This is a genomic window from Streptomyces sp. NPDC048671, assembly GCF_055587045.1.
The window spans coordinates 215,352-236,022 of record NZ_JBVJHB010000015.1; the positions used below are offsets into that span (position 1 = coordinate 215,352).

Below are 20,671 nucleotides of genomic sequence, written 5' to 3' on the forward strand. Positions count from 1 at the left end.
CACTTGTTAGGGAAGGAGGGGCCGATGTCCGCTGCCCACGACGAACCGGTGCGCTACGAGAAGCGGGGTCCCGTCGCGACGGTGACCATGAACCGGCCCGACTACCGCAACGCGCAGAACTCCGCGATGACCTACGCCCTGGACCGGGCGTTCTACCGCGCGGCCGACGACAGCGAGGTGAAGACCGTCGTACTGGCCGGAGCGGGCAAGCACTTCTCCGCCGGCCATGACATCGGCACCCCCGAGCGGGACGCCCATCTGCCGTTCGAACGCCGGGCGGGACTCTGGTGGGACCACTCGGACAAGGAGGGCGCGGAGAGCCGCTTCGCCCGCGAGTCCGAGGTGTATCTCGGGATGTGCCGCCGGTGGCGGGAGCTGCCCAAACCGGTCATCGCGTCCGTGCAGGGCGCGTGCGTGGCGGGCGGCCTGATGCTGGCCTGGGTGTGCGACCTGATCGTGGCGTCGGACGACGCGTTCTTCGCCGATCCGGTGGTCCGCATGGGCATCCCCGGTGTCGAGTACTTCGCGCACCCCTGGGTGATGCCGCCGCGGATCGCCAAGGAGTTCCTCTACACCGGCGACCGGATGAGCGCGCGGCGCGCGTACGAGGTCGGCATGGTCAACCGGGTCGTACCCGGGGAGGAACTCGCCGAGCGCACCCGGGAGCTGGCCCTGCGGATCTCCGAGATGCCGCGCCTTGGCCTCGCCCTGACCAAGCGCGCCGTCAACCAGGCCGAGGACCTCCAGGGCATGCACACCGGCATGGACTCCGTGTTCGGACTGCACCACCTGGCACACGCCCACAACGCCGAGACCGCACCCGACGCGCTCGGCGGCATGGACATCCGGGCGATGAAGGAGGCGGGCGCCTGATGGACCTCGACTTCGACGCGGCCGACGAGGCGTTCCGTACCGAGGTGCGCGACTGGCTGGCCGCCCACGTCCCGGCCGCTCCCCTGCCGTCCCTGGAGACCGCCGGGGGGTTCGCCGCCCACCGGGAGTGGGAGGCGGCACTGGCCGCGGACCGCTGGTCGGTGGTGTCCTGGCCCGAGGAGTTCGGCGGGCGCGGCGGCTCCCTGCTGCGCTGGCTGGTCTTCGAGGAGGAGTACTACGCCGCCGGGGCGCCCGGCCGGGTCAGCCAGAACGGCATCAGCCTGCTGGCCCCCACCCTCTTCGAGCACGGCACCGCCGAGCAGCGCGCCCGCGTCCTGCCCGCGATGGCGCGCGGTGAGGTCATCTGGGCGCAGGCCTGGTCGGAGCCGGAGTCCGGCTCCGACCTGGCCTCGCTGAGGTCGACGGCCGTACGGACCGAGGGCGGCTGGCTGCTCAGCGGCCAGAAGACCTGGTCCTCGCGGGCCGCCTTCGCCGACCGGGCCTTCGGCCTGTTCCGCAGCGACCCGGACGCGGACCGGCCGCACCGTGGACTGACGTATCTGATGTTCCCGCTGGACGCCGAGGGCGTCACGGTCCGGCCCATCGGGCGGCTCGACGGGAAACCCGCCTTCGCCGAACTCTTCCTGGACGAGGTGTTCGTCCCGGACGAGGACGTCATCGGTGAGCCCGGACAGGGCTGGCGGGTCGCGATGAGCACCACCGGGAACGAACGCGGACTCACCCTGCGCAGTCCGGGCCGGTTCACGGCCGCCGCGGACCGGCTGACCGCCCTGTGGCGCGAACACGGCGACCCGGCGGACACGGCGCTGCGCGACCGGGTGGCCGACGCGGTGATCGGGGCCCGCGCCTACCGGCTGTTCTCCTACCGGGGCGCCTCCCACGTACTGCACGACGAGGGCGGGCCCGCCGGGGCCGCCTCCAGCCTCAACAAGATCTACTGGTCCGAACTGGACATCGCCCTGCACGAGACGGCGCTCGACCTGCTCGGCCCGTACGGCGAACTCGCCGACCACGCGGGCGAATCCCCCGCCGGCGGCGGCTGGGCGGAGGGCTACACCTTCTCCCTGGCCGGCCCGATCTACGCGGGAACCAACGAGATCCAGCGCGACATCATCGCCGAGCGGCTGCTCGGCCTGCCGAAGGGACGCCGGTGATGCGCTTCTTCCCCGACGCCGAGCAGCGGGAGTTCGCCCGCTCCCTCGACGCTCTGCTCACCTCCGGCGACACCCCGGCCGCCGTACGGTCCTGGGCCGACGGCGACCACGGTCCGGGGCGGGCCGTCTGGGCCCGGCTCGCCGAGGCCGGGGTGTTCGCGCTCGCGGTCCCCCAGGAGCACGACGGCTTCGGCCCGCTGCCCCTCGAACTGGCCGTCGCCTTCGAGGTGCTGGGGCGTCACGCCGTTCCCGGACCGCTGGTCGAGACGGTTGCCGCGGCGGCCCTTCTGGACCGGCTCGGCGACGAGCGGGTCGCCGCCGAGCGGCTGCCCGGTATCGCCTCCGGGAAGTCCGTCGTCTCCCTCTGTCTGACCTCGCTCGGCCCCTACGCCCTGGACGCCGACATGGCCGACCCGGTGTTCGTGGTGGACGGCGACACTCTGCGCGTCGCCGCCGGGCCCGGTCCCGTGCAGCCCTCGGCCGATCCGGGGCGGCGGCTGTCGAGGCCGTCGGGCGGGACGGTCCTCGCGCGGGGCCCGGCGGTGAGCGCCGCCGCCGGGTACGCGGCCGATGTCGCCGCGCTCGCCACGGCCGCCCAGGCGCTCGGGGTCGGCCGGACCCTGCTCGCCCGTACCGTCGCCTACGTCACGCAGCGCACCCAATTCGGCGTGGCGATCGGCTCCTTCCAGGCGGTCAAGCACCGGCTGGCGGACACCCTGCTGGCCCTGGAGTTCGCCGAGCCGCTGGTGCACGGCGCCGCGCTCGCCCTCGCCGCCGGCGACGACGGGGCGGGGCGCGAGATCGCCGCGGCCAAGGTCACGGCGGGCGAGGCCGCGTACGGGACGGCGCGCACGGCCCTCCAGCTGCACGGGGCCGTGGGCTACACCGACGAGCTCGACCTGTCGCTGTGGATCCGCAAGGCCCGGCCGCTGCGCGACGCGTGGGGCACCCCGGCCGCGTGCCGGGCCCGCGTACTGGCCGGCTGACCGCACACCGAGGGGAGCAGCCGGATGAGGCTGACTGAGGAGCAGGAAGAGCTGCGGTCGGCCGTACGGTCGCTGCTGACAAGACATCAGGGTGCGGCCGCCTGGGGCCCGTTGATCGAGCAGATCGGCGCCGCCGGTCTCGCCGTGCCCGAGGCGTACGGCGGAGTGGGCGGCGGCGCCCGGGACGTCCATGTGCTGATGGAGGAGCTGGGCCGGAGCCTGAGTCCGCTGCCGTGTCTGGGCTCGGCGGTGCTCACGGTGGGGGCGTTGCTGGCCTCCGGTGACAAGGAGGCGTGCGGGCGGCTGCTGCCGGGGCTCGCCGAGGGCACCTCGGTGGGCACACTGGCCTGGGCCGAGCGGGGCTCCTGGGAGCCGGACGCGATCCGCGCCGGGGCCGTGCCGGGCCCCGGCGGAAGCTGGCTGATCACCGGGGCCAAGGAGCACGTACTGGACTGGCCCGTCGTCGATGTGCTGCTCGTCGCCGCCCGTACGGCTTGTGGGGTGTCGCTGTTCGAGGTGCCGGCCGACGCCGCCGGGGTGCGCCGGGAACCCGTCGTGACCATGGACGGCACCCGTGGCCAGGCCCGCTGGGTGCTGGAGGCCGCCGAGGGGCGCCTGCTGGGTGCGGACGGCGACGGCGGGCGGAGCCTGGAGCACGTACGGGACCTCGCGTGCACGGCCCTCGCCGCGGAGCAGGTGGGCGCGGCCGGACGCGCGCTGGAGCTCACCGTCGCATACGCGCGGGACCGGGTGCAGTTCGGACGGCCCATCGGCTCCTTCCAGGCCGTCAAGCACCGGCTGGCGGACGCCTACGTGCTGGTGGAGTCGGCGCGTTCGGCGGCGCTCGGGGCCGCGTTCGCGGCGGACGAGGACGCGGGCGCGCTGCCGCGGGCCGCCGCCGTCGCCAAGTCCGTCTGCTCCGAGGCGTTCTCGGCGGTGGCCGGCGAGATGATCCAGCTGCACGGCGGGATCGGGATCACCTGGGAACACGACGCGCACCGCTACTTCAAGCGGGCGCACGGGGCCGGCGAGCTGTTCGGCCCGCCCGCGCGCCACCGGGCCCGGCTCGCCGCCGGACTCGGACTGACCGCGCACTGAAACCGTCGGACAAGAGAGGCCTCACATCATGGACACCGAAAGCCCGTTGGACTTCACGGGGCGCGTGGTGCTGGTCACCGGCGGCACCAAGGGCATCGGGGCCGCCATCGCCGGGGCGTTCCTCGGCGCCGGGGCGGACGTGGTGGTCTGCGGCCGCACCACCCCGGACACCCTGCCCTCGGGCGGGGGCCGGGAGGCCGTCTTCGTGGCGGCCGATGTGCGTGATCCGGCGGCGGCGGCCTCGTTGGTGGACACCGCCGTGGAGCGCTTCGGCCGGCTCGACGTACTCGTCAACAACGCGGGCGGTTCCCCGGACGCCGACGCGGCCACCGTCTCGCCTCGGTTCGTGGAGCGGATCGTCGCGCTCAACCTGCTCGCGCCGTTCTATGTGGCGCAGGCGGCCCACCGCGCCATGTGCGCCCGCGGGGGCGGTGGTTCGGTCATCAACATCGGCAGTGTCTCCGCCCATGACCCGCAGCCCGGCACCGCCGCGTACACCGCCGCCAAGGCCGGGCTCCTGGCGCTCACCAGGGCGCTGGCCCTGGAGTGGGCGCCCGCGGTCCGGGTCAACCACATCACCACCGGGCTGATCCGCACACCGGGCGCGGCGTCGGTCTACGGCGCGGACGGCGGGGCCGCGGTGGCGGGCGTCATCCCGATGGGCCGGATGGCGGTGCCCGAGGACGTCGCCCGTGCCTGCCTGTTCCTCGCGGGCGACCTGTCCGGGTACGTCAACGGGGCGGACCTGGCGGTGCACGGCGGCGGGGAGTTCCCGGCCCGCTACCTCGCCGCGAGGGCGGCCGGCGAACCGGGGTGAGGACGCGGAGAGGTCCCGGACCCCGCGCGGGGTCCGGAACCTCGGCCCGTGCTCAGACCAGGTTGTCCTCGACCGTCAGCCCGAAGGCCCCCCGGCCGTACATGGCGAGGGCGCGTTCCACGTCGTTGGCGACATGGACGCTGCCCGCGTGGGCGTCGCGCCAGGCGCGTTCGACGGGGTTGCCGCGCCGCAGCGCGTTGCCGCCCGCGGTCTTGAAGAGCAGGTCGATCGCGGCGACGGCCCGTTCGGTGCCCCGGACCTGGTCGCGCCGGGTGCGCAGCCGCAGCTCCATGGGTATCTCCCGCCCGGCCGCCGCGAGTTCGGACAGCTCGCGCAGGTTGCGGTCCATCTGCAGCACCGTCGCGTCGATGTCGGAGGCGGCGCGCGCGATGGCGACCTGGGCGAACGGGTCCTCGGTGAACCTGCCGCCGCCCAGGCTGAGCCGCACCCGCTCCTTCATCCGCGACACGTACGACGCGTAGCCGCCCGACACCGCCCCGATCACCGGTGCGGTGACGGCGCTCGTGAAGATCGCGCCGAACGGCAGCCGGTACAGCGGCCCCGGGTTGACCTGCTGCCCCGGTACCTTCAGCCGGGCCTGCTCGTAGTTGCGGAGCACCCGGTGGGCCGGCACGAACGCCGACTCGACGAGGATGTCGTTGCTCGCGGTGCCACGGAGCCCGACCACGTCCCACATGTCCTCGATCCGGTAGTCGGACCGCGGCACCAGGACGGTGAGGAAGTCCACCGGCCGTCCCTGCGCCCCGACGACGAGGGCGCCGAGCAGCGCCCACGAGGCGTGTTCGCAGCCCGAGGAGAAGCTCCACCGGCCGGTCAGCCGGTAGCCGCCGTCGACCGGTGTCAGCCGGCCCACCGGGGCGTACGACGAGGAGATCCGGGTGTCCCGGTCCTCGCCCCACACGTCGTCCTGCGCCCGCTTGGGGAACAGGCCGAGCTGCCAGGGGTGGACGCCCAGGACGGACGCCACCCAGCCCGTGGAGCAGCACACCGCGGAGATCGCCCGCACCACCTGGTAGAAGTCGACCGGGTCGGCCTCCAGGCCGCCGTACCGGGCCGGCTGGAGCATCCGGAACACACCTGCCCCGGTCAGCTCACGGACCGTGGCGTCCGGGATGCGCCGCTCCTCGTCCGTGGCCACGGCCCGCTTCTCGATGGCCGGCAGCAGGGCGCGCACCGACTCCAGAACCTCGTTGCCCATAGTCCGTCCTCCATGCCCTTGTCGCACTGTGCGGTGTGTCCGTCAGATCGTCCGCAGGGCGGCCTTGTCCACCTTGCCGGTGGCGTTGCGCGGGAGGGCCCCGAGGACGACGACCTCGCGGGGCACCTTGAAGTTGGCGAGCCGCTCGCGGCAGTGGCCGACGAGTTCGCCGGGTCCGGTCCCGGTGCCCGGCCGGACCGTCACGTACGCGCGTCCGACCTCCCCGAGCCGTGCGTCGGGGACTCCGACCACGGCGGCCTCGGCGACGGCGTCGTGCCCGGCGAGCACCTGCTCGACCTCCGCCGGGTAGACGTTGAACCCGCCGACCACGAACATGTCCTTCGACCGTCCGGTGATCACCAGGTTGCCGCGTGCGTCGAGGTGGCCGACGTCGCCGGTGTCCAGCCAGCCGTCGGCGTCGACGGCCGCCGCGCTCGCCACCGGATCGTCCAGGTAGCCGAGCATCACGTGGTAGCCGCGGACCAGGATCCGGCCGTCCTGCCCGGCCGGCAGCGGGCGCCGGGAACCGTCGGCCACGAGCACCTCGGTGCCGTCGATGGGGCGGCCCGCGGTCCGGGCCACGGTCTCGGCGTCGTCGTCCGCCGAGCACACGGTGACCGTGCCGCAGGTCTCGGTCAGCCCGTACGCGGTGAGCACCTCGGGGAAGAGTTCGGCCCGCATCCGCCGCACGAGCGCCACCGGCACGACGGCGGCGCCGGTCACCGCCAGCCGCAGCGACGACAGGTCGAACCGGTGCCGGCCGGGCGCGTCCAGCAGTTCGGTGTAGATCGTGGGCGGGCCGGGCAGCACGGTGATCCGTTCGGCCTCGACGGCGCGCAGGACCCGGTCCACGTCGAACACCGGCTGAATCACCATGGTGGCGCCCCGCAGCAGGCAGGCCAGCACGCCGGCCTTGTAACCGAAGCAGTGGAACATCGGGTTGACGACCAGACAGCGGTCGTCCCCGGTGACTCCGGTGCGGCTGCTCCAGGCCCGGTACGTGGTGAGGTTCTGCCGGTGCGTGGTCAGGGCGCCCTTGGGGCGGCCGGTCGTGCCCGAGGTGAACAGGAGGTCGGACGGGTCGTCGGGGTGCACGGCCGCGGTACGGTCGGTGGCCTCGGTGTCCGGCAGCGGCTCGCCGCACCGGAGGAAGCCGTCCCACGGCAGGGTGCCGGGGCGCTCGGTGCCGTCGAAGGTCACCACCCGTTCCAGGCGGGGCAGTTCCGGCACCGGCCGTCCGTCGCCGCCGGGCCCCCGGCCGGTACCCAGCATGGCGAGGTAGTCCTTGCCCAGGAAGCCGTTCTCGACGAACAGCAGCCGCACGCCGCCGCGTTCCAGGAGCCAGCTCGCCTCGGCGCCCTTGTAGCGGGTGTTGACGGGCACCAGCACCGCCCCGGCCGACGCGGCGGCCAGCGCGGCCACCACCCAGCGGTGGCTGTTGGGCGCCCAGACGGCGATCCGGTCGCCGGGTCGCGTACCGAGGGCGATGAGCGACTTCACGGCCGCCCGCACCCGGTCGCGCAACTGTGCCCAGGTCAGCCGTACGTCACCGTCCACGACCGCGTCCCGGCCGGGGTGCCGGCTGGCGGCGAGGTCGAGGGCGCCGGGGATCGTGAGGGGGTGCTCGGTCTCGCTCATCTGCTCTCCGGGAGGGGACGGGCCTGCGCGGTGAGCGCGGGAGGGGACGGGCGCTGACCTTCCGTCAGGAGGACTCAGGCAGCAACCGCTTGGATGCCTCATGGGCTCCGATGACCAGGTCAGCGCGGGGGAATCCGCTGCGCTTCTCCGCCGCCCCGGCGTTGCCGCCCGCGACCCGTACGGGTCCGTCGGCGAGGTGTTCCAGGCCCTCCCGGGCGATGTCGTCCGGCTCGGCGACATTCAGTCCGGGCAGGTCCATGCGCAGCCCCGCGCGCTCCATGGCGGGGGTGCGGGTGACGCCGAGGACGAGTTCCAGGACGTGTACGCCGTACGGCCGCAGTTCCATCCACAGCCCCTCGGCGAAGACGCGGCTGAAGGCCTTGGCCGCCGAGTAGACGCTGATCTGCGCCTGGCCCAGGTAGCCGGCCAGCGAGCCGACGAGCAGGATGCCGCCCCGGCCCCGGTCCTTCATCAGGGCGCCGAAGTGGTGGGTGAGGGCCAGTTGCGCGGTGATGTTCAGGTCGAGGACGCCCTGCACCCGGACCAGGTCGCCGGTCACGAACTCGTGGCCGTAGCTGTTGGCTCCCGCGTTGAAGATCAGCAGCCCGACCTCCAGGCCGTCGGTGACCGCGCGGACGGAGGCCAGGGCGCCGGGGTCGAGCAGGTCGAGTTCGAGGGTGCGGACCTCGACGCCCTTGGCCCGTACCCGGTCGGCGGTCTCGTTCAGGGGGCCGGAGCTGCGGGCGATCAGCACCAGGTTGATCCCGGCGTCCGCGAGCCGGTCGGCGAACGAGGCGCCGACTCCCTCGGAACCTCCGGCGACGACCGCCCACGGCCCGTACTCACTCTTGTTCGGCATCGGATACCTCATCCTTCTGTCCTGGCCGGCGGTGCCGTGACCGTAGAACGGCCTTCGGGGACGCGCCGCCGGGGATCCCACTGGCCGGGACGGCGCCGCCCGCCCGCCCCTGGCCAGGCCGGGCCGCCGGACCGCCGCGCCATGTGCCGGACGGCCAGGGAGGCGAAGACCATGGCGGTGCCGAGCGGGACGCCGGGGCCCGGATAGACCCGGCCGGTGAAGGAGGCGCTGGTGTTCCCGGCCGCGTACAGGCCGGGCAGCGGACGGCCCTGACCGTCGAGGACGCGGGCGTGGGCGTCCGTGCGGAGTCCGCCCTTGGTGCCGAGGTCGGCGAGGACCAGCCGGGCCGCGTAGTACGGCGGCCGGTCGAGCGGGACCAGGCACGGGTTGGGCCCCGGCGCGTTCCGGTCGGCGAAGAACAGGTCGTAGGGGTCCTCGCCGCGGTGGTGGTCCTCGTCGGTCCCGGTGGCGGCGAAGCCGTTGAAGCGGCCGACGGTGTCCGTCAGGGCCGCGGCCGGTACGCCGATGAGCGCGGCGAGCTCCGGCAGCGAGTCCGCCCGCACCCAGGTGCCGGCCGCCAGGTGCCGCGCGGGGTCGGCGGGCGGCACGGTGATGGCGGGCAGGGCGCCGCCCTCCCGCGAGTCGAAGACCAGGTGGACGGGGCCCGCCGCTCCCCCGGCGGCGGCGATGGCGCGGCCCATGCGGTCGTACGGCAGCGACTCGTTGGCGAACCGCCGCCCCGTGCCGTCCACGACCAGGCCGCCGCGCAGACCGAGGGTGAACGCGGCCGAACCGTCGGGGAGTTCGGTCCCCGGGCACCACCAGGCCTCGTCCATGAGGCCCGTGGCGGCACCGGCCGCGACGGCGGCACGCAGCACCTCCCCGGTGTTGGTCCCCCGCGGCGCCATGCTCCAGTCGGCGCTGCCCGGCACCCGGTGCTCGGCGCGCAGGGCGGCATCGCCCTCGAAGCCGCCCGCGGCCAGCAGTACACCGCGCCTGGCCCGCACCCGGACCGTGCCCCGCGGCGTCCGGGCCTCGACGCCGGTGACGCGTCCGTCCTCGGTGACCAGCCCGGTGACCCGGTGCCCGGTGCGGACCCGCGCGTTCCCGGTACGGGTGGCGGCCAGCAGGAGGCGGCCGATCAGGGCGCGGCCCGCGCTCAGCGGCCCGGCCGGGTGTTCCCGGCCCGCGCGGTCCCGGTCGACCGCCGGGCGCACCAGGGGCAGCAGCTCGCCGAGCAGTTCCGGCGCCAGGTCGAGCGGGACGAAGGAGCGCCCGGCGTCCATCCGGCCGGGGGCGGCGACGTAGTCGGGGAAGGCGCGCCACTCGAACGCGATGGCCGGGTCGTCCTCCAGCCGGGCGACCAGTTCGGGCGCGTGCCGCAGGAACGCCTCCAGGCGCTCCGTCCCGGCGTCACCGGTCAGGGCCCGCAGATACGCTCCGGCCGCCTCGGTGGAGTCGTCGAGTCCCGCCCGCTCCTGCACCTGGGTGCCGGGCAGCCAGCAGGCCGCCCCGGAGTAGGCGGAGGTGCCGCCGAGCAGCGCCGTCCGTTCCAGTACGACGGTGTCGAGGCCGTCGCCGGCGGCCACCAGGGCCCCGGTGAGCGCTCCCGCGCCCGAGCCGACGACGATCACGTCGTGGGTGGCGTCCCAGTCCTGCCGGCCGTCCCGCATGGGGGTGCCCTCCTGCCGCTCGGTGGTGTGAGGGCTCAGCAGACCGTCTCCGGGGCGGCGCGGACGGGTCGGGTCCCGCTGACCGGTACGGCGGAGCGGTCTGCACCTGACTCGGAACCGGGCCCGGCGTATTGTCTGAGCAACCGTTGACAACCGAGCGCCGGGAGGGAGAGCGTGCCCAGAATCGCCGAGGCCAGGGCGGGGGCCGAGCCCACTTCGCCCCGGCAGCGCGCACGCCGTCAGAGCATCCTGAGGGTGGCGGCGGACATCGCCGCCTCGACGGGTCTCGAGCGGGTGCAGATGCACGAGGTCGCCAAGTCCGCGGGGGTGGCGATCGCCACCCTGTACCGGTACTTCCCGTCGAAGACCCATCTGTTCACCGCGCTGATGGCCGACCAGATCGAGGGATTCGCGGCGCGGGTTCCCGACCGTGCGCCGGACACCCCGCCCGAGGACGCCGTCTTCGAGACGCTGGGCAGCGCCACCCGCAACCTGCTGCGCCGACCGGCCCTCGCCACCGCGATGATCCAGTCGGCGAACGCCGCCCGCGCCACGACCGTCCCGGACCTGGCGCGGATCGACTCGGGTTTCCTCGATCTGCTGCTGCGGGCGTGGGGCGTGGAGAAGCCCACGGATCACCACATCGCCCGGCTGCGGCTGCTGATCCTGCTCTGGTACGGGGTTCTGCAGTCCCGGCTCAACGAGCGGCTCACTCCGCAGGAGGCCGAGGCCGATCTGCGGATGGCGTGCCGTCTGCTGCTCGCTCCCGGTCCGGACACCGGCTGACCCGGCCGGCGGCGGGCGCGCCGGCCGGGTGCGCCCGCGGGTTCACGGGGTCGGCTGGGTACCCGTCGTGTCGAGTCCGGCGACGCTGTGGGCGGCGTACGTGCGGTGCGGGTCGCGGCCGCTGAAGTACGGCGTCAGCCGGGCGTCGAGCTCCTCCGGGGTGAAGGTGCCGTCGGCGGCGGTGAACTTCTCCTCCACGGTGGGCGGGGCGAGCAGGGCGACCATGTCGCCGTAGGCGACGAACACCTGCCCGCTGATGTTGTCGGCGGCCGGTGAGGCCAGATGCGCGACGAGGGTCGCGACCCGCTCGGGGGCCATGATGTCGAGGCCGCCCGGCGCCGGCACGCCCTCGCCGAAGGCGTCGGCGGTCATGGCGGTACGGGCCCGCGGGCAGATCGCGTTGGCGCGCACACCGTAGCGGGCCAGCCCCTGTGCGGTCGCCAGGGTCAGCGCGGTGATGCCGGCCTTGGCGGCGGAGTAGTTCGGCTGGCCGGGGGCGCCGAACAGGAAGGCCTCGGACGAGGTGTTGACCACCCGGCCGTAGACCGGGGCGCCCGTCGCCTTGCTCGCCGCGCGCCAGTGCACGGCAGCGGCGCGCGAGACACCGGCGTGGCCCTTGAGGTGGATCCGGATGACGTCGTCCCAGTCGGACTCGGTGAGGTTGAACAGCATCTTGTCCCGGAGCACGCCCGCGTTGTTCACGACGATGTCCAGGCCGCCGAAGCTCCCGACGGCGGCCTGCACCAGGCGGTCGCCCATGGACCAGTCCCCGACGTCACCGTTGACCGCCACCGCCTCGGAGCCCAGGGCCTTGATCTCGGCGACCACGTCGTCGGCCGACGGACCGATGTCGTTCACCACCACCCGGGCGCCGAGCGCCGCGAGTGCCAGGGCCTCGGCGCGGCCGAGCCCCGCTCCGGCACCGGTGACGACGGCGGTGCGCCCCTCCAGGGTGTTCGTCGCGCTCATGCTGCCTCTTTCCGTGTTCCGTCGAGCCGATGGATACGCGGGCGCGCCCCGGAGATGTCCCGGAGTGCGCCCAGGCCGCCGAAACTAGTATCAATTTCAGTTTTTGGGCCGGTGCTGTCCCGTTGAGTGGACGAAGCCGACCGAGACGGAGCCGAGCCCCTCGAACTCGGCGCGGAACTCGTCCCCCGGCCGCACGTCCACCGCCCCGGTGCACGAGCCCGGCAGGATGACGTGCCCGGCCTCCAGCACCACCCCGTACGACGCCACCTTGCGGGCCAGCCAGGCGACGGCCTCGGTCGGGTCCCCGAGCACCGCGCTCGTGTTGCCGCGGGCGATCTCCTCGCCGCCCCGGTACAGCACCGCGTCGATGTCGGCCGGGTCCAGGCTGTCCGGCCCGACCCTGGCGGAGCCGAGGATCACCCCGGCGGACGACGCGTTGTCCGCGATGGTGTCGGCGAGCCCGATCCGCCAGTCCTTGATCCGGCTGTCGATGAGTTCGATGCTCGGGACGACGTACTCGGTGGCCGCGAGGACGTCCGCCGCGGTGCATCCCTCCCCTGGCAGGCTCCGGCCGAGTACGTACCCGATCTCGACCTCGATCCGGGGGCAGCAGTAGCGGTCGGTCCCGACGGGGGTCCCCTCGGGCAGCACCATGTCGGAGAGCAGGTGGCCGTAGTCGGGTTCGTCCACGCCCATCATCTGCTGCATGACCTTCGACGACAGCCCGACCTTGTGCCCGCTGACGGTACGACCCTCGGCCAACTGCCTTCTGATGTTGATCAGTTGGATCTCGTAGGCGTCGGCCGCTTCGATGGCCGGGTAGCCGGTGGTCAGCGGGTCGACCGGGGTCCGGTCACGCTGTGCGGCCCACAGCGCCTCGGCGGCCTCGGCGCGCTGCGCGGTTTCAAGCATCGGGGGTCTCCTTCTGGGTGGGCGGGTCGGTGGCGAACCGGGCGCGGCCGCCGGAGAGCACCGTGCGGCCGTCGTCGGCGGCCACCTCGAAACGCACGGCGGCACCGCGCCCCTCGTCGTCGCCCCCGGCGTCGTCCCAGCCGTGCGCGGTGAGCCGGTCACCGGGGAAGACCGGCGCCGCGAACCGGGCCTCCAGCTCCACGAGACCGGCGGGGTGCGCGCCGAGGTCGTCGGCCAGTGGCAGCAGACTGGTGGCGAGCGTGCACAGTCCGTGCAGGAAGGGCCGGGGCATCCCGGCGGCCTTCGCCGCCGCCGGATCGATGTGCATGGCGTGCCGGTCGCCGAGCAGCCGGTAGAGCGCCGCCTGCCGGGAGTGCGTGAGTACGGTCCGGGTGTGCCCGGCCGGCCGGTCCGGGCGGCGCGGGGCGGACGGACCGCGTTCGCCGCCGAAGCCGCCGGCGCCGGGGGCGAAGATCGACCAGGTCGCCGTGAAGTACGCGCAGGACACCTCCACGTCGAAGACGGCGGCCGATCCCTTGTCCCGGACCCGGGCGACCCGTGCCGTCGTCGTCAGCTCGCCCGATGGCTCCAGCGGCCGCTTCACCAGAAGGTGCTGGCTGCCGTGCACGGCGGTGGCGACGTCAAAGGCTCCGAGGGCGCCGAGGGCGTCGGGCGCCCACTGGGCGAGGGTCAGCGCGAAGGTGGGGAGCACCCGCAGCCGCTCCTCGTACACCAGATCGAGCCGGTCGGCCGGTGCGCCGACCGCGAGTGCGTAGAGGATCGCGTCGCGCGCGGTGAAGGAGACCGTACGGGTGCCGAGTTCGCGGCCCTGCCACGGGGAGGCGGTCATCGGTCGGCCCCCAGGATCAGACCGCTGGTGGGGACTCCGGTGCCGGCGGTGACCATGACGTGCTCGACCCTGTCCGGCTGGTTCACCGAGGTGCCGCGGATCAGCCGGACGCCCTCCGCGATGCCGTTCATGCCGTGCAGATACGCCTCGCCGAGCTGCCCGCCGTGGGTGTTGAAGGGCAGCCGGCCGCCGAGTTCCAGGTGGCCGTCGGCGATGAAGTCCTTGGCCTCGCCGGGCTTGCAGAAGCCCAGCTCCTCCAGCTGGGGAAGGACCAGCGGGGTGAAGTGGTCGTAGAGGACCGCCGCGTCGATGTCGTCGGGCCCCAGCCCGCTCTGCCCGTACAACTGCCGTCCCACCAGGCCCATTTCGGGGATGCCGGTGATGGTGGGGCGGTAGTAGCTGGTCATCATGTGCTGGTCGGCGCCGAGTCCCTGTGCGGCCGAGCGGATCACCGCGGGCGGCCGGGGAAGGTCACGGGCGCGTTCGGCGGAGACGATCACCAGGGCCTGGCCGCCATCGGTCTCCTGGCAGCAGTCGAGCAGCCGCAGCGGTTCGGCGATCCAGCGGGAGTCGCGGTGGTCCTGCAGAGTGATGGGGCGGCCGTGGAACCACGCGGCCGGATTGTTCGCGGCGTGCTTGCGGTCCACCACGGCGACCCGGCCGAAGTCATCGGTGCTCGCGCCGTACTCGTGCAGATAGCGGCGGGCGAACATGGCGACCCACTGGGCGGGGGTGCTCAGCCCGAACGGGGTCATCCAGGCGTAGGCGGCCCGGTCCGCGCCGGTGTCCATGGGCCGGTCGGCCTGCCCGAGCCCGTACCGCTCGCCGGACCGCTCGTTGAACGCCCGGTAGCAGACGACCACATCGGCGATCCCGGTGGCCACGGCCATGGCGGCCTGCTGAACCGTGCCGCAGCCGGCCCCGCCGCCGTACCCGATGCGGGAGAAGAACGTCAGATCGCCCATCCCGGTGTTGCGGGCCACGTGGATCTCGGAGTTGGTGTCCGCGGTGAAGGTGACCAGCCCGTCGACGTCGCAGGGTTTCAGCCCGGCGTCGGCGAGGGCGGCGAGCACGGCCTCGCAGGCGAGCCCGAGTTCGCTGCGGCCGGAGTCCTTGGAGAACTCGGTGGCGCCGATGCCGGCCACGGCGGCCGCCCCGGACAGCCTCGTCGGCGTACTCATCGTGCCTCCGGGGGAAGTCGCACGGATACGGTCCCGGTGAGGTGGGCGCCCAGGCTGTTGGTGCCCCGGACGGCGATCTCGATGCTGCGGTCCGCGTCGGACCTCCCGGTGACCGTGCCGGTGAGCACCATCGTGTCGCCTGGGTGGTTGGGGGCGCCGAGTCTGATCCGGATGGCCCGGACGACGGCGGCGGGACCGGCCCAGCCGGTGACGTACCGGTCGACCAGGCCGTTGCTGGTCAGGATGTTCATGAAGATGTCCTTGGAGCCGCGTTCCCGGGCGAGTGCGGGGTCGTGGTGCACGTCCTGGTAGTCGCGGCTCGCGAGTGCGGTGGCGACGATCAGGGCGCGGGTGACCGGGATCGACAGCTCGGGGAGTACGTCCCCGACGGCCACGCCGGAGTGGTGGCGGGTGCCCGGCTGCGGGGTCACGCGGTCACCGCCCCGGCGGTCACCAGGGCGCCGAGGCGTTCGAGGTCGGCGCCCGCGCCGCCCAGGGTGGTGGAGATCTGCTTGCCCCACAGGAAGTGGCGGTGTACCGGGTAGTCGGTGTCGACGCCGATGCCGCCGTGCACGTGCTGGACCCGGTGAACGGTGTTCAGGCCCCCCTCGGTGGCCCACCACTTGGCGACCAGCGCGGCCCGGTCGGCGGCCTGGGCGTCGAAGGGCGGGGCCAGCGCGTCCACCGCGTGCCAGAGGGTGACCCGCATCGCCTCGATGTCGATGTAGCAGTCGGCGAGCTGGTGCTGCACGGCCTGGAAGGTGGCGAGGGGGCGGCCGAACTGCTCGCGGCCGCGCAGGTGGGCGGCCGCGTGCGCCAGTGCCCCGTCGGCCACCCCCACCTGGACGGCGGCCAGGGCCAGGAACGCGTTGCGGACGAGGTGTTCCACGGCCCCGCTGCCCGGCGCGCCGATGGCCTCGGCGGGGGCGCCGTCGAGGGTGAGGTGGGCGCTCAGGTCGTGGCTGGTGGTCTCGGCGTACTCCCGGCTCACCCCGGAGGCGTCCGCGCGGACCAGGAAGACACCCGGCCCGTCGCCCGTGGCGGCGGTCACCAGTACCTGCCGCGCACCGGCCGGTGCGGGCACCACGGCCTTGACGCCGCTGAGCCGCCAGCCCGTCCCGTCCTGGACGGCGGCCGTCCGGGGCCTGAGCGGATCGGCGGGGCCGAACTCCTCCAGGGCGACGGTCGGCCGGGCGCTGCCGTCCACCAGGCCCGGCAGCAGCCCGGACCGCTGTGTCCGGCTGCCGTACGCGGCCACGGTGAGCGCACCGGTCAGCGCGGGCCACAGCGGCACCGGGGCCACCTGCCGGCCCTGCTCCTGGAGGAGGACGCAGAGTCCGGCCATGCCGAGCCCCGCGCCGCCGTCCTGTTCGGGGAGCACGGCCGCGAGGAGTCCGGCCGCGGCCAGGTCCGCCCACAGCCGTTCGTCCACGCGCGTCGGGGAGCTCTCCACCTCGCGCAGCCGCTCGGGCGTGGCGCGGTCGGTGAGGATCTCCCGGGCCAGGTCACGTACCGCTTCGAGCTCTTCTCCCAGGGAGAAATCCATCAGGGCGCCTCCATCGGGGCGGGCCGGAACACCGGCAGGGTCGGTTCGGGGCCGGCGTCGAGCCAGTCGAGGACCACGGGCATGCCGATGGTGACGTCCTCGGGCGCGACACCGGTCAGGCCGGTGATGAGCCGGGTGCCTTCGGCGAGTTCGACGACAGCGACGAGATACGGCGACTCGAAGGCGGGGTGGCGCGGGTGGTGGTTCACGACGAAGCTGTAGACGCTGCCGCGACCGCAGGCCTCGGCCGTGTCCCACTCCAGTGACCGGCACTCAGGGCAGCAGGGGCCCGGCGGGTGACGCAGGGCGGAGCAGTCGGCGCAGCGCTGGATGAGCAGCCGGTGCCGGTTCGCGCCCTCGAAGAAGAAGGCGTTGTCACGGTTGACCGCGGGGCGGGGACGCGGGGCGAGGGCTTCCCCGGGCGCCGGGCTGAACCTCAGGGTCCGCCACCGCTGGGTGGCGACCGTCTCGCCGTGCTGGTCGGTGTACGTCTTGAGGGTGGTGACGAACCGACCGGGGCCGAGGCCGGTCCGCTTCCGGTCCGAGACCGACTCGACGGTCTCCCGCACGGCGACGTGGTCGCCCGGCGCCAGCTCCCGCAGGAAGGTGAACTCGGAGTCGGTGGCCACCACGGAGGTGTAGCCCCCCTCGTCGAGGAGGGCGACCAGTTCGTCGAATCCGCTCGGGCCGCCGGGCCGCGCGGCGACGGTGGCCGCGTAGCCGGGCATCGTCCAGGCCTGGATCATCGACGCGGGTGCCACCACCCCGTCGCGGCCGGTGGCGCGGGCCGCCGCGTCGTCGGTGTACACCGGGTTGGTGTCGCCCATGGCCTCGGCCCAGTGCCGGATCATCGGCTGGTTGACCGGGTCCTGCGCCGGGGTGAGGGCGCGCAGTTCGCGCCCGGTGAAGGCCTGGAGCCGCTCCTCGTACCCCGGTGCGTGCTCGCCGTGCCCGGTCATGCGCCACGCCCCTTGCGCGGCAGTCCGAGTCCCTGGGTGGCGACCATGTCGCGCAGGATCTCGTTGACGCCGCCGCCGAAGGTGTTCACGATGCCCTGCCGGGAGAGCTGTTCGACCTCCCCGGCGAGGACCGCGCCCGGCGATTCGGGCCGGATGCGCCCGGCCGCGCCGAGGATCTGGGTCAGTGCGCGCTGGACGTCGATATGGGTCTCGGTGCCGTACGCCTTGGCGGCGCCCGCGTCGGCGCCGGTCAGCGTGGCACGGGCGACGGCCGCGGTCATCTTCCAGTTCATCAGCCGCATCGCCTCCAGCCGGGCGTGGGTGCGGGCGAACTCCTGCCGTACCCACGGCACTTCGGCCGTGCCGTTCTCCCGGGACCAGTCCAGGACCCGTTCCCAGAGCTGGATCATGCGGCCGCCGAGGGCGGCGAGGCCGATGCGTTCGTGGTTGAGCTGCGCGGTGATCAGCCGCCAGCCGCCGTCCACCTCACCGACCACGTCGGTGGCCGGGACCCGGACGTCGCTGTAGTACGTCGCGGTGACGACCATCCCGCCGACGGTGCGGATGGGGCTCCAGGAGAAGCCGGGGTCGGTGGTCGGCACGATCAGGATGGAGATGCCCTGGTGCTTGGGGGCGTCCGGGTCGGTGCGGGCGGCGAGCCACACGTAGTCGGCGGTGTTGGCGCCGCTGGTGAAGATCTTGCTGCCGTTGACGAGGTAGGTGTCGCCGTCCCGGACCGCCCGGGTGGTCAGGGAGGCGAGGTCGGTGCCGGCGGCGGGCTCGGTGTAGCCGATCGCGAACACGATGTCGCCGGAGAGGATGCCGGGCAGGAACCGCTTGCGGTGCTCCTCCGAGCCGTGGGCCATGAGGGTCGGCCCGACCGTGTTGACCGTGACGAACGGGAAGGGCAGACCCGCCCGTTGGACCTCGTCGAAGAAGACGTACTGGTCCTCGGCGGGCCGGCCCTGGCCGCCGTACTCGGTGGGCCAGCCGATCCCCAGCCAGCCGTCCGAGCCGAGCCGTTCGACGACCTCGCGGAAGCGGTCGCCGCCCACGCCCTCCTCGCCGGTGCGGCGGCGTTCGTCCTCGGGCATCAGACCCGAGAAGTACGCCCGCAGTTCCCGCCGCAGCTCCTGGTGCGCGGCGCTCTCGCGCAGTTGCATGTGTGGTTCTCCTCGGGTGTCGCCGCCGGGGCGGACGTGCGGGCCCCCGGCCGGGGCGGGTGGCGCGCTGTCAGGGCAGGAAGCGTGCGCGCCCGTTGGCCAGGAACTCGCCGTGCAGCAGGGCCTTTTCGTCGTCGGTCATCAGCGTGTACGCGGGCTCGCCCCGGCCCGCCCAGCGGTACACCGGGTCGTCCGTGCGCCAGCCCTCGAGCTGCATCTCCTTCTTGCGCAGCTTGTTGGAGCCGGTGGTGGGCAGCGCGTGCGAGACGCGGACGAAGCGGGGGGCGCCCTTGCTGCCCAGGTCCTCCTGGCGGGCCAGGAAGGCGGGCAGGTCCAGGTCCTCGAAGCGGGTGCCGCCGGCGATCTCGACGGCGGCCATGACCTGGTCGCCGGAGCGCGGGTCGGGCACGCCGAAGACTCCGGCGGCGACGACGGCCCGGTGCCTGCGCAGGACGCGTTCGGTGAGGAGGGCGGAGGTGTTCTCGCCGTCGACCCGTATCCAGTCGCCGGAGCGGCCGGCGAAGTAGAAGTAGCCGGCCTCGTCCACGTATCCGAGGTCGCCGGTCCAGTACCAGCCGTGCCGGACGCGTTCGGCGTTCGCCGCCTCGTTGTTGTAGTAGCCCTCGAAGCGGGCTGCGCCCTCGGTGTCGACGATCTCGCCGACGGCCTCTTCCGGGTTGCGGACCCGCCCGTAGGAGTCGAGTTCCGCGGGCGGGCAGGTCGCCCGGGTCGTGGAGTGGACGATCCGGACGCCGGGCCGGGCCGGCATGCCCAGCGCGCCCGTGGGCGCCCCGGGGACCCGCCTGAGCATTCCGCTGCCCTCGCTGGAACCGTAGCCCTCGACGAGACGGCAGCCGAAGCGCCGCAGGAACAGGGCCGCGTCCTCGGGGGACGCCTCGGTGCCGAAGGCGTGGGTGAGCAGGTTGTCGGCGTCCTGTCCGGTCTCGGGGCGGGCCAGGATGTAGCCGATCGCCTTGCCGACGTAGGTGAAGTAGGTGGCCCCGAAGTGGCGGACGTCGGGGAGGAATCCGGACGCGGAGAACTTGCGGGTGAGAGCGATGGCGGCGCCCGCGGTGAGGGCGGGGGCCCACAGGGCCATCAGCGCGTTGCCGTGGAACAGCGGCATCGGGCAGTAGCAGGTGTCGGCGCGGGTGATGTCGTACTTGGCGCAGTTGGAGGCACCGAGGGCGGCGAGCCGGCCCTGGGAGCAGATCGCCGCCTTCGACGCGCCGGTGGTGCCCGAGGTCAGGAGCAGCAGCATCCGGGTGGTGGCGGTGACGTCGGGGGCGCGTCGGGGCCGGACCGCGTCCGTGTGGGCGGCGAGGCCGGTCCCGTACTCCGGTGTGCCGACGACGAGGAAACGGTCGCGGTCCACACCGATGTCCAGGCCGTCCAGCAGGGCGGCGCCCGCCCGGTCGGTGACGATCACCTGGCAGTCGGTGTGCCGCACCTCCCGGGCGAGTTCGGCGCCGCGCCGGGTGGGGTTGATGCCGACGACGGCCGCGCCGGCGAGGGCGGCGGCGCCCAGCCAGAAGACGTACTCGGGCTCGTTGTCCAGGAGTACGCCGATGTGGAACGGCCCCTCGGTGCGCAGCTTCTCGGCCCAGGCGGCGCGGGCCGCGCTCTGCTTGACCACCTCGTCCCAGGTCCAGGTGCGTTCACGGGTCAGCAGTCCCGGGCGGTCGTCCCCGGACCGGGCGAGCAGCAGGTCGGCAATGGTCTCGTGTGGCAACGTCGGTCCCTCTCACCCGGTGCCCGGGTCTGCCGGTGTCGGTACGCGGACGGGTCGGCGCGGGGTACGCGTCGTGTGGTGGTCGTGGCGCCCGGAGGGGGCGCGGGGGGTCGCGGTCCGCGCCGCGCCGGTGGCGACGCTAGCCGTGGTCGGGGCGGCCCGGCCGGGACGGTCCCGCTGACCGGGAGAGTCCGGAGGAGGACCCCGGAAAGGTCCGGAAACGGGGCCGGAACAG

19 protein-coding genes are annotated in these 20,671 nt (G+C 73.9%); 6 read left to right on the forward strand and 13 right to left on the reverse strand.

Annotation, left to right across the window (positions count from 1 at the left end; genetic code table 11):
• Window positions 1-24 precede the first annotated feature (24 nt).
• Genes ACZ6S6_RS28805 through ACZ6S6_RS28825 form a run of 5 tightly spaced genes read left to right on the forward strand, consistent with a single transcriptional unit; the run spans window position 25 to window position 4,949 of the window.
• Window positions 25-873 carry an enoyl-CoA hydratase gene (locus tag ACZ6S6_RS28805; protein WP_469707516.1) on the forward strand — a complete coding sequence of 283 codons (849 nt, stop codon included), beginning with the start codon at window positions 25-27 and terminating at the stop codon, window positions 871-873.
• A complete protein-coding gene (locus tag ACZ6S6_RS28810) occupies window positions 873-2,048 on the forward strand; it encodes an acyl-CoA dehydrogenase family protein (RefSeq protein ID WP_362962338.1) in 1,176 nt (391 codons plus the stop codon). The genes ACZ6S6_RS28805 and ACZ6S6_RS28810 overlap by 1 nt, the downstream gene beginning before the upstream one ends.
• On the forward strand, window positions 2,048-3,034 hold the full coding sequence (locus ACZ6S6_RS28815; RefSeq protein WP_469707518.1) for an acyl-CoA dehydrogenase family protein: 987 nt from the start codon (window positions 2,048-2,050) through the stop codon (window positions 3,032-3,034). Before ACZ6S6_RS28810 ends, ACZ6S6_RS28815 begins: the two co-directional genes overlap by 1 nt.
• 24 nt (window positions 3,035-3,058) lie before the next feature.
• Window positions 3,059-4,132: an acyl-CoA dehydrogenase family protein gene (locus ACZ6S6_RS28820; protein WP_362962334.1), complete on the forward strand. Its 1,074-nt coding sequence runs from the start codon at window positions 3,059-3,061 to the stop codon at window positions 4,130-4,132.
• Window positions 4,133-4,160: 28 nt separating this feature from the next.
• Window positions 4,161-4,949: an SDR family oxidoreductase gene (locus ACZ6S6_RS28825; protein ID WP_469707521.1), complete on the forward strand. Its 789-nt coding sequence runs from the start codon at window positions 4,161-4,163 to the stop codon at window positions 4,947-4,949.
• A 52-nt stretch (window positions 4,950-5,001) separates the two neighbouring features.
• Here ACZ6S6_RS28825 and hsaA read toward each other — a convergent pair whose 3' ends face one another.
• The 4 genes from hsaA to ACZ6S6_RS28845 all read right to left on the reverse strand — a co-directional run bounded on the left by hsaA (window position 5,002) and on the right by ACZ6S6_RS28845 (window position 10,338).
• Entirely contained in the window at window positions 5,002-6,168 is a 1,167-nt protein-coding gene (gene hsaA / locus ACZ6S6_RS28830; RefSeq protein WP_362962330.1) for a 3-hydroxy-9,10-secoandrosta-1,3,5(10)-triene-9,17-dione monooxygenase oxygenase subunit, read from the reverse strand.
• 42 nt (window positions 6,169-6,210) lie between these two features.
• Window positions 6,211-7,806 carry a FadD3 family acyl-CoA ligase gene (locus ACZ6S6_RS28835; RefSeq protein WP_469707523.1) on the reverse strand — a complete coding sequence of 532 codons (1,596 nt, stop codon included), beginning with the start codon at window positions 7,804-7,806 and terminating at the stop codon, window positions 6,211-6,213.
• A 64-nt stretch (window positions 7,807-7,870) separates the two neighbouring features.
• Entirely contained in the window at window positions 7,871-8,665 is a 795-nt protein-coding gene (locus ACZ6S6_RS28840; protein ID WP_469707525.1) for an SDR family NAD(P)-dependent oxidoreductase, read from the reverse strand.
• 8 nt (window positions 8,666-8,673) lie between these two features.
• On the reverse strand, window positions 8,674-10,338 hold the full coding sequence (locus ACZ6S6_RS28845; RefSeq protein WP_469707527.1) for an FAD-dependent oxidoreductase: 1,665 nt from the start codon (window positions 10,336-10,338) through the stop codon (window positions 8,674-8,676).
• 174 nt (window positions 10,339-10,512) lie between these two features.
• Here ACZ6S6_RS28845 and ACZ6S6_RS28850 point away from each other — a divergent pair, with 174 nt between their 5' ends.
• Window positions 10,513-11,124, forward strand: coding sequence for a TetR/AcrR family transcriptional regulator (locus ACZ6S6_RS28850; protein WP_362962322.1), 612 nt, complete (start codon window positions 10,513-10,515; stop codon window positions 11,122-11,124).
• Window positions 11,125-11,166: 42 nt separating this feature from the next.
• Here the strand turns inward: ACZ6S6_RS28850 and ACZ6S6_RS28855 are convergent, their stop codons facing one another.
• The 9 genes from ACZ6S6_RS28855 to casI all read right to left on the reverse strand — a co-directional run bounded on the left by ACZ6S6_RS28855 (window position 11,167) and on the right by casI (window position 20,436).
• The gene (locus ACZ6S6_RS28855) at window positions 11,167-12,093 is read right to left on the reverse strand and encodes a 3-oxoacyl-ACP reductase (protein ID WP_469707530.1); all 927 of its coding nucleotides are present in this window, start codon (window positions 12,091-12,093) and stop codon (window positions 11,167-11,169) included.
• Between the two features lie 96 nt (window positions 12,094-12,189).
• Window positions 12,190-13,005 carry a 2-keto-4-pentenoate hydratase gene (locus ACZ6S6_RS28860; RefSeq protein ID WP_469707532.1) on the reverse strand — a complete coding sequence of 272 codons (816 nt, stop codon included), beginning with the start codon at window positions 13,003-13,005 and terminating at the stop codon, window positions 12,190-12,192.
• A complete protein-coding gene (locus tag ACZ6S6_RS28865) occupies window positions 12,998-13,855 on the reverse strand; it encodes a MaoC/PaaZ C-terminal domain-containing protein (protein WP_469707533.1) in 858 nt (285 codons plus the stop codon). The genes ACZ6S6_RS28860 and ACZ6S6_RS28865 overlap by 8 nt, the downstream gene beginning before the upstream one ends.
• Window positions 13,852-15,036 carry a lipid-transfer protein gene (locus ACZ6S6_RS28870; protein ID WP_469707535.1) on the reverse strand — a complete coding sequence of 395 codons (1,185 nt, stop codon included), beginning with the start codon at window positions 15,034-15,036 and terminating at the stop codon, window positions 13,852-13,854. Before ACZ6S6_RS28870 ends, ACZ6S6_RS28865 begins: the two co-directional genes overlap by 4 nt.
• Window positions 15,033-15,467 carry a MaoC family dehydratase gene (locus ACZ6S6_RS28875; RefSeq protein WP_469707537.1) on the reverse strand — a complete coding sequence of 145 codons (435 nt, stop codon included), beginning with the start codon at window positions 15,465-15,467 and terminating at the stop codon, window positions 15,033-15,035. The genes ACZ6S6_RS28870 and ACZ6S6_RS28875 overlap by 4 nt, the downstream gene beginning before the upstream one ends.
• Window positions 15,464-16,582 (reverse strand): acyl-CoA dehydrogenase family protein, encoded by a 1,119-nt coding sequence (locus tag ACZ6S6_RS28880; protein ID WP_469707539.1) that lies wholly within the window; start codon window positions 16,580-16,582, stop codon window positions 15,464-15,466. The genes ACZ6S6_RS28875 and ACZ6S6_RS28880 overlap by 4 nt, the downstream gene beginning before the upstream one ends.
• The gene (locus tag ACZ6S6_RS28885) at window positions 16,582-17,541 is read right to left on the reverse strand and encodes a bifunctional MaoC family dehydratase N-terminal/OB-fold nucleic acid binding domain-containing protein (RefSeq protein ID WP_469707541.1); all 960 of its coding nucleotides are present in this window, start codon (window positions 17,539-17,541) and stop codon (window positions 16,582-16,584) included. The genes ACZ6S6_RS28880 and ACZ6S6_RS28885 overlap by 1 nt, the downstream gene beginning before the upstream one ends.
• A complete protein-coding gene (locus tag ACZ6S6_RS28890; protein WP_469707543.1) occupies window positions 17,538-18,704 on the reverse strand; it encodes an acyl-CoA dehydrogenase family protein in 1,167 nt (388 codons plus the stop codon). The genes ACZ6S6_RS28885 and ACZ6S6_RS28890 overlap by 4 nt, the downstream gene beginning before the upstream one ends.
• Before the next feature lie 70 nt (window positions 18,705-18,774).
• Window positions 18,775-20,436 carry a steroid-22-oyl-CoA synthetase gene (casI, locus tag ACZ6S6_RS28895; RefSeq protein ID WP_469707545.1) on the reverse strand — a complete coding sequence of 554 codons (1,662 nt, stop codon included), beginning with the start codon at window positions 20,434-20,436 and terminating at the stop codon, window positions 18,775-18,777.
• Between the last annotated feature and the right edge of the window lie 235 nt (window positions 20,437-20,671).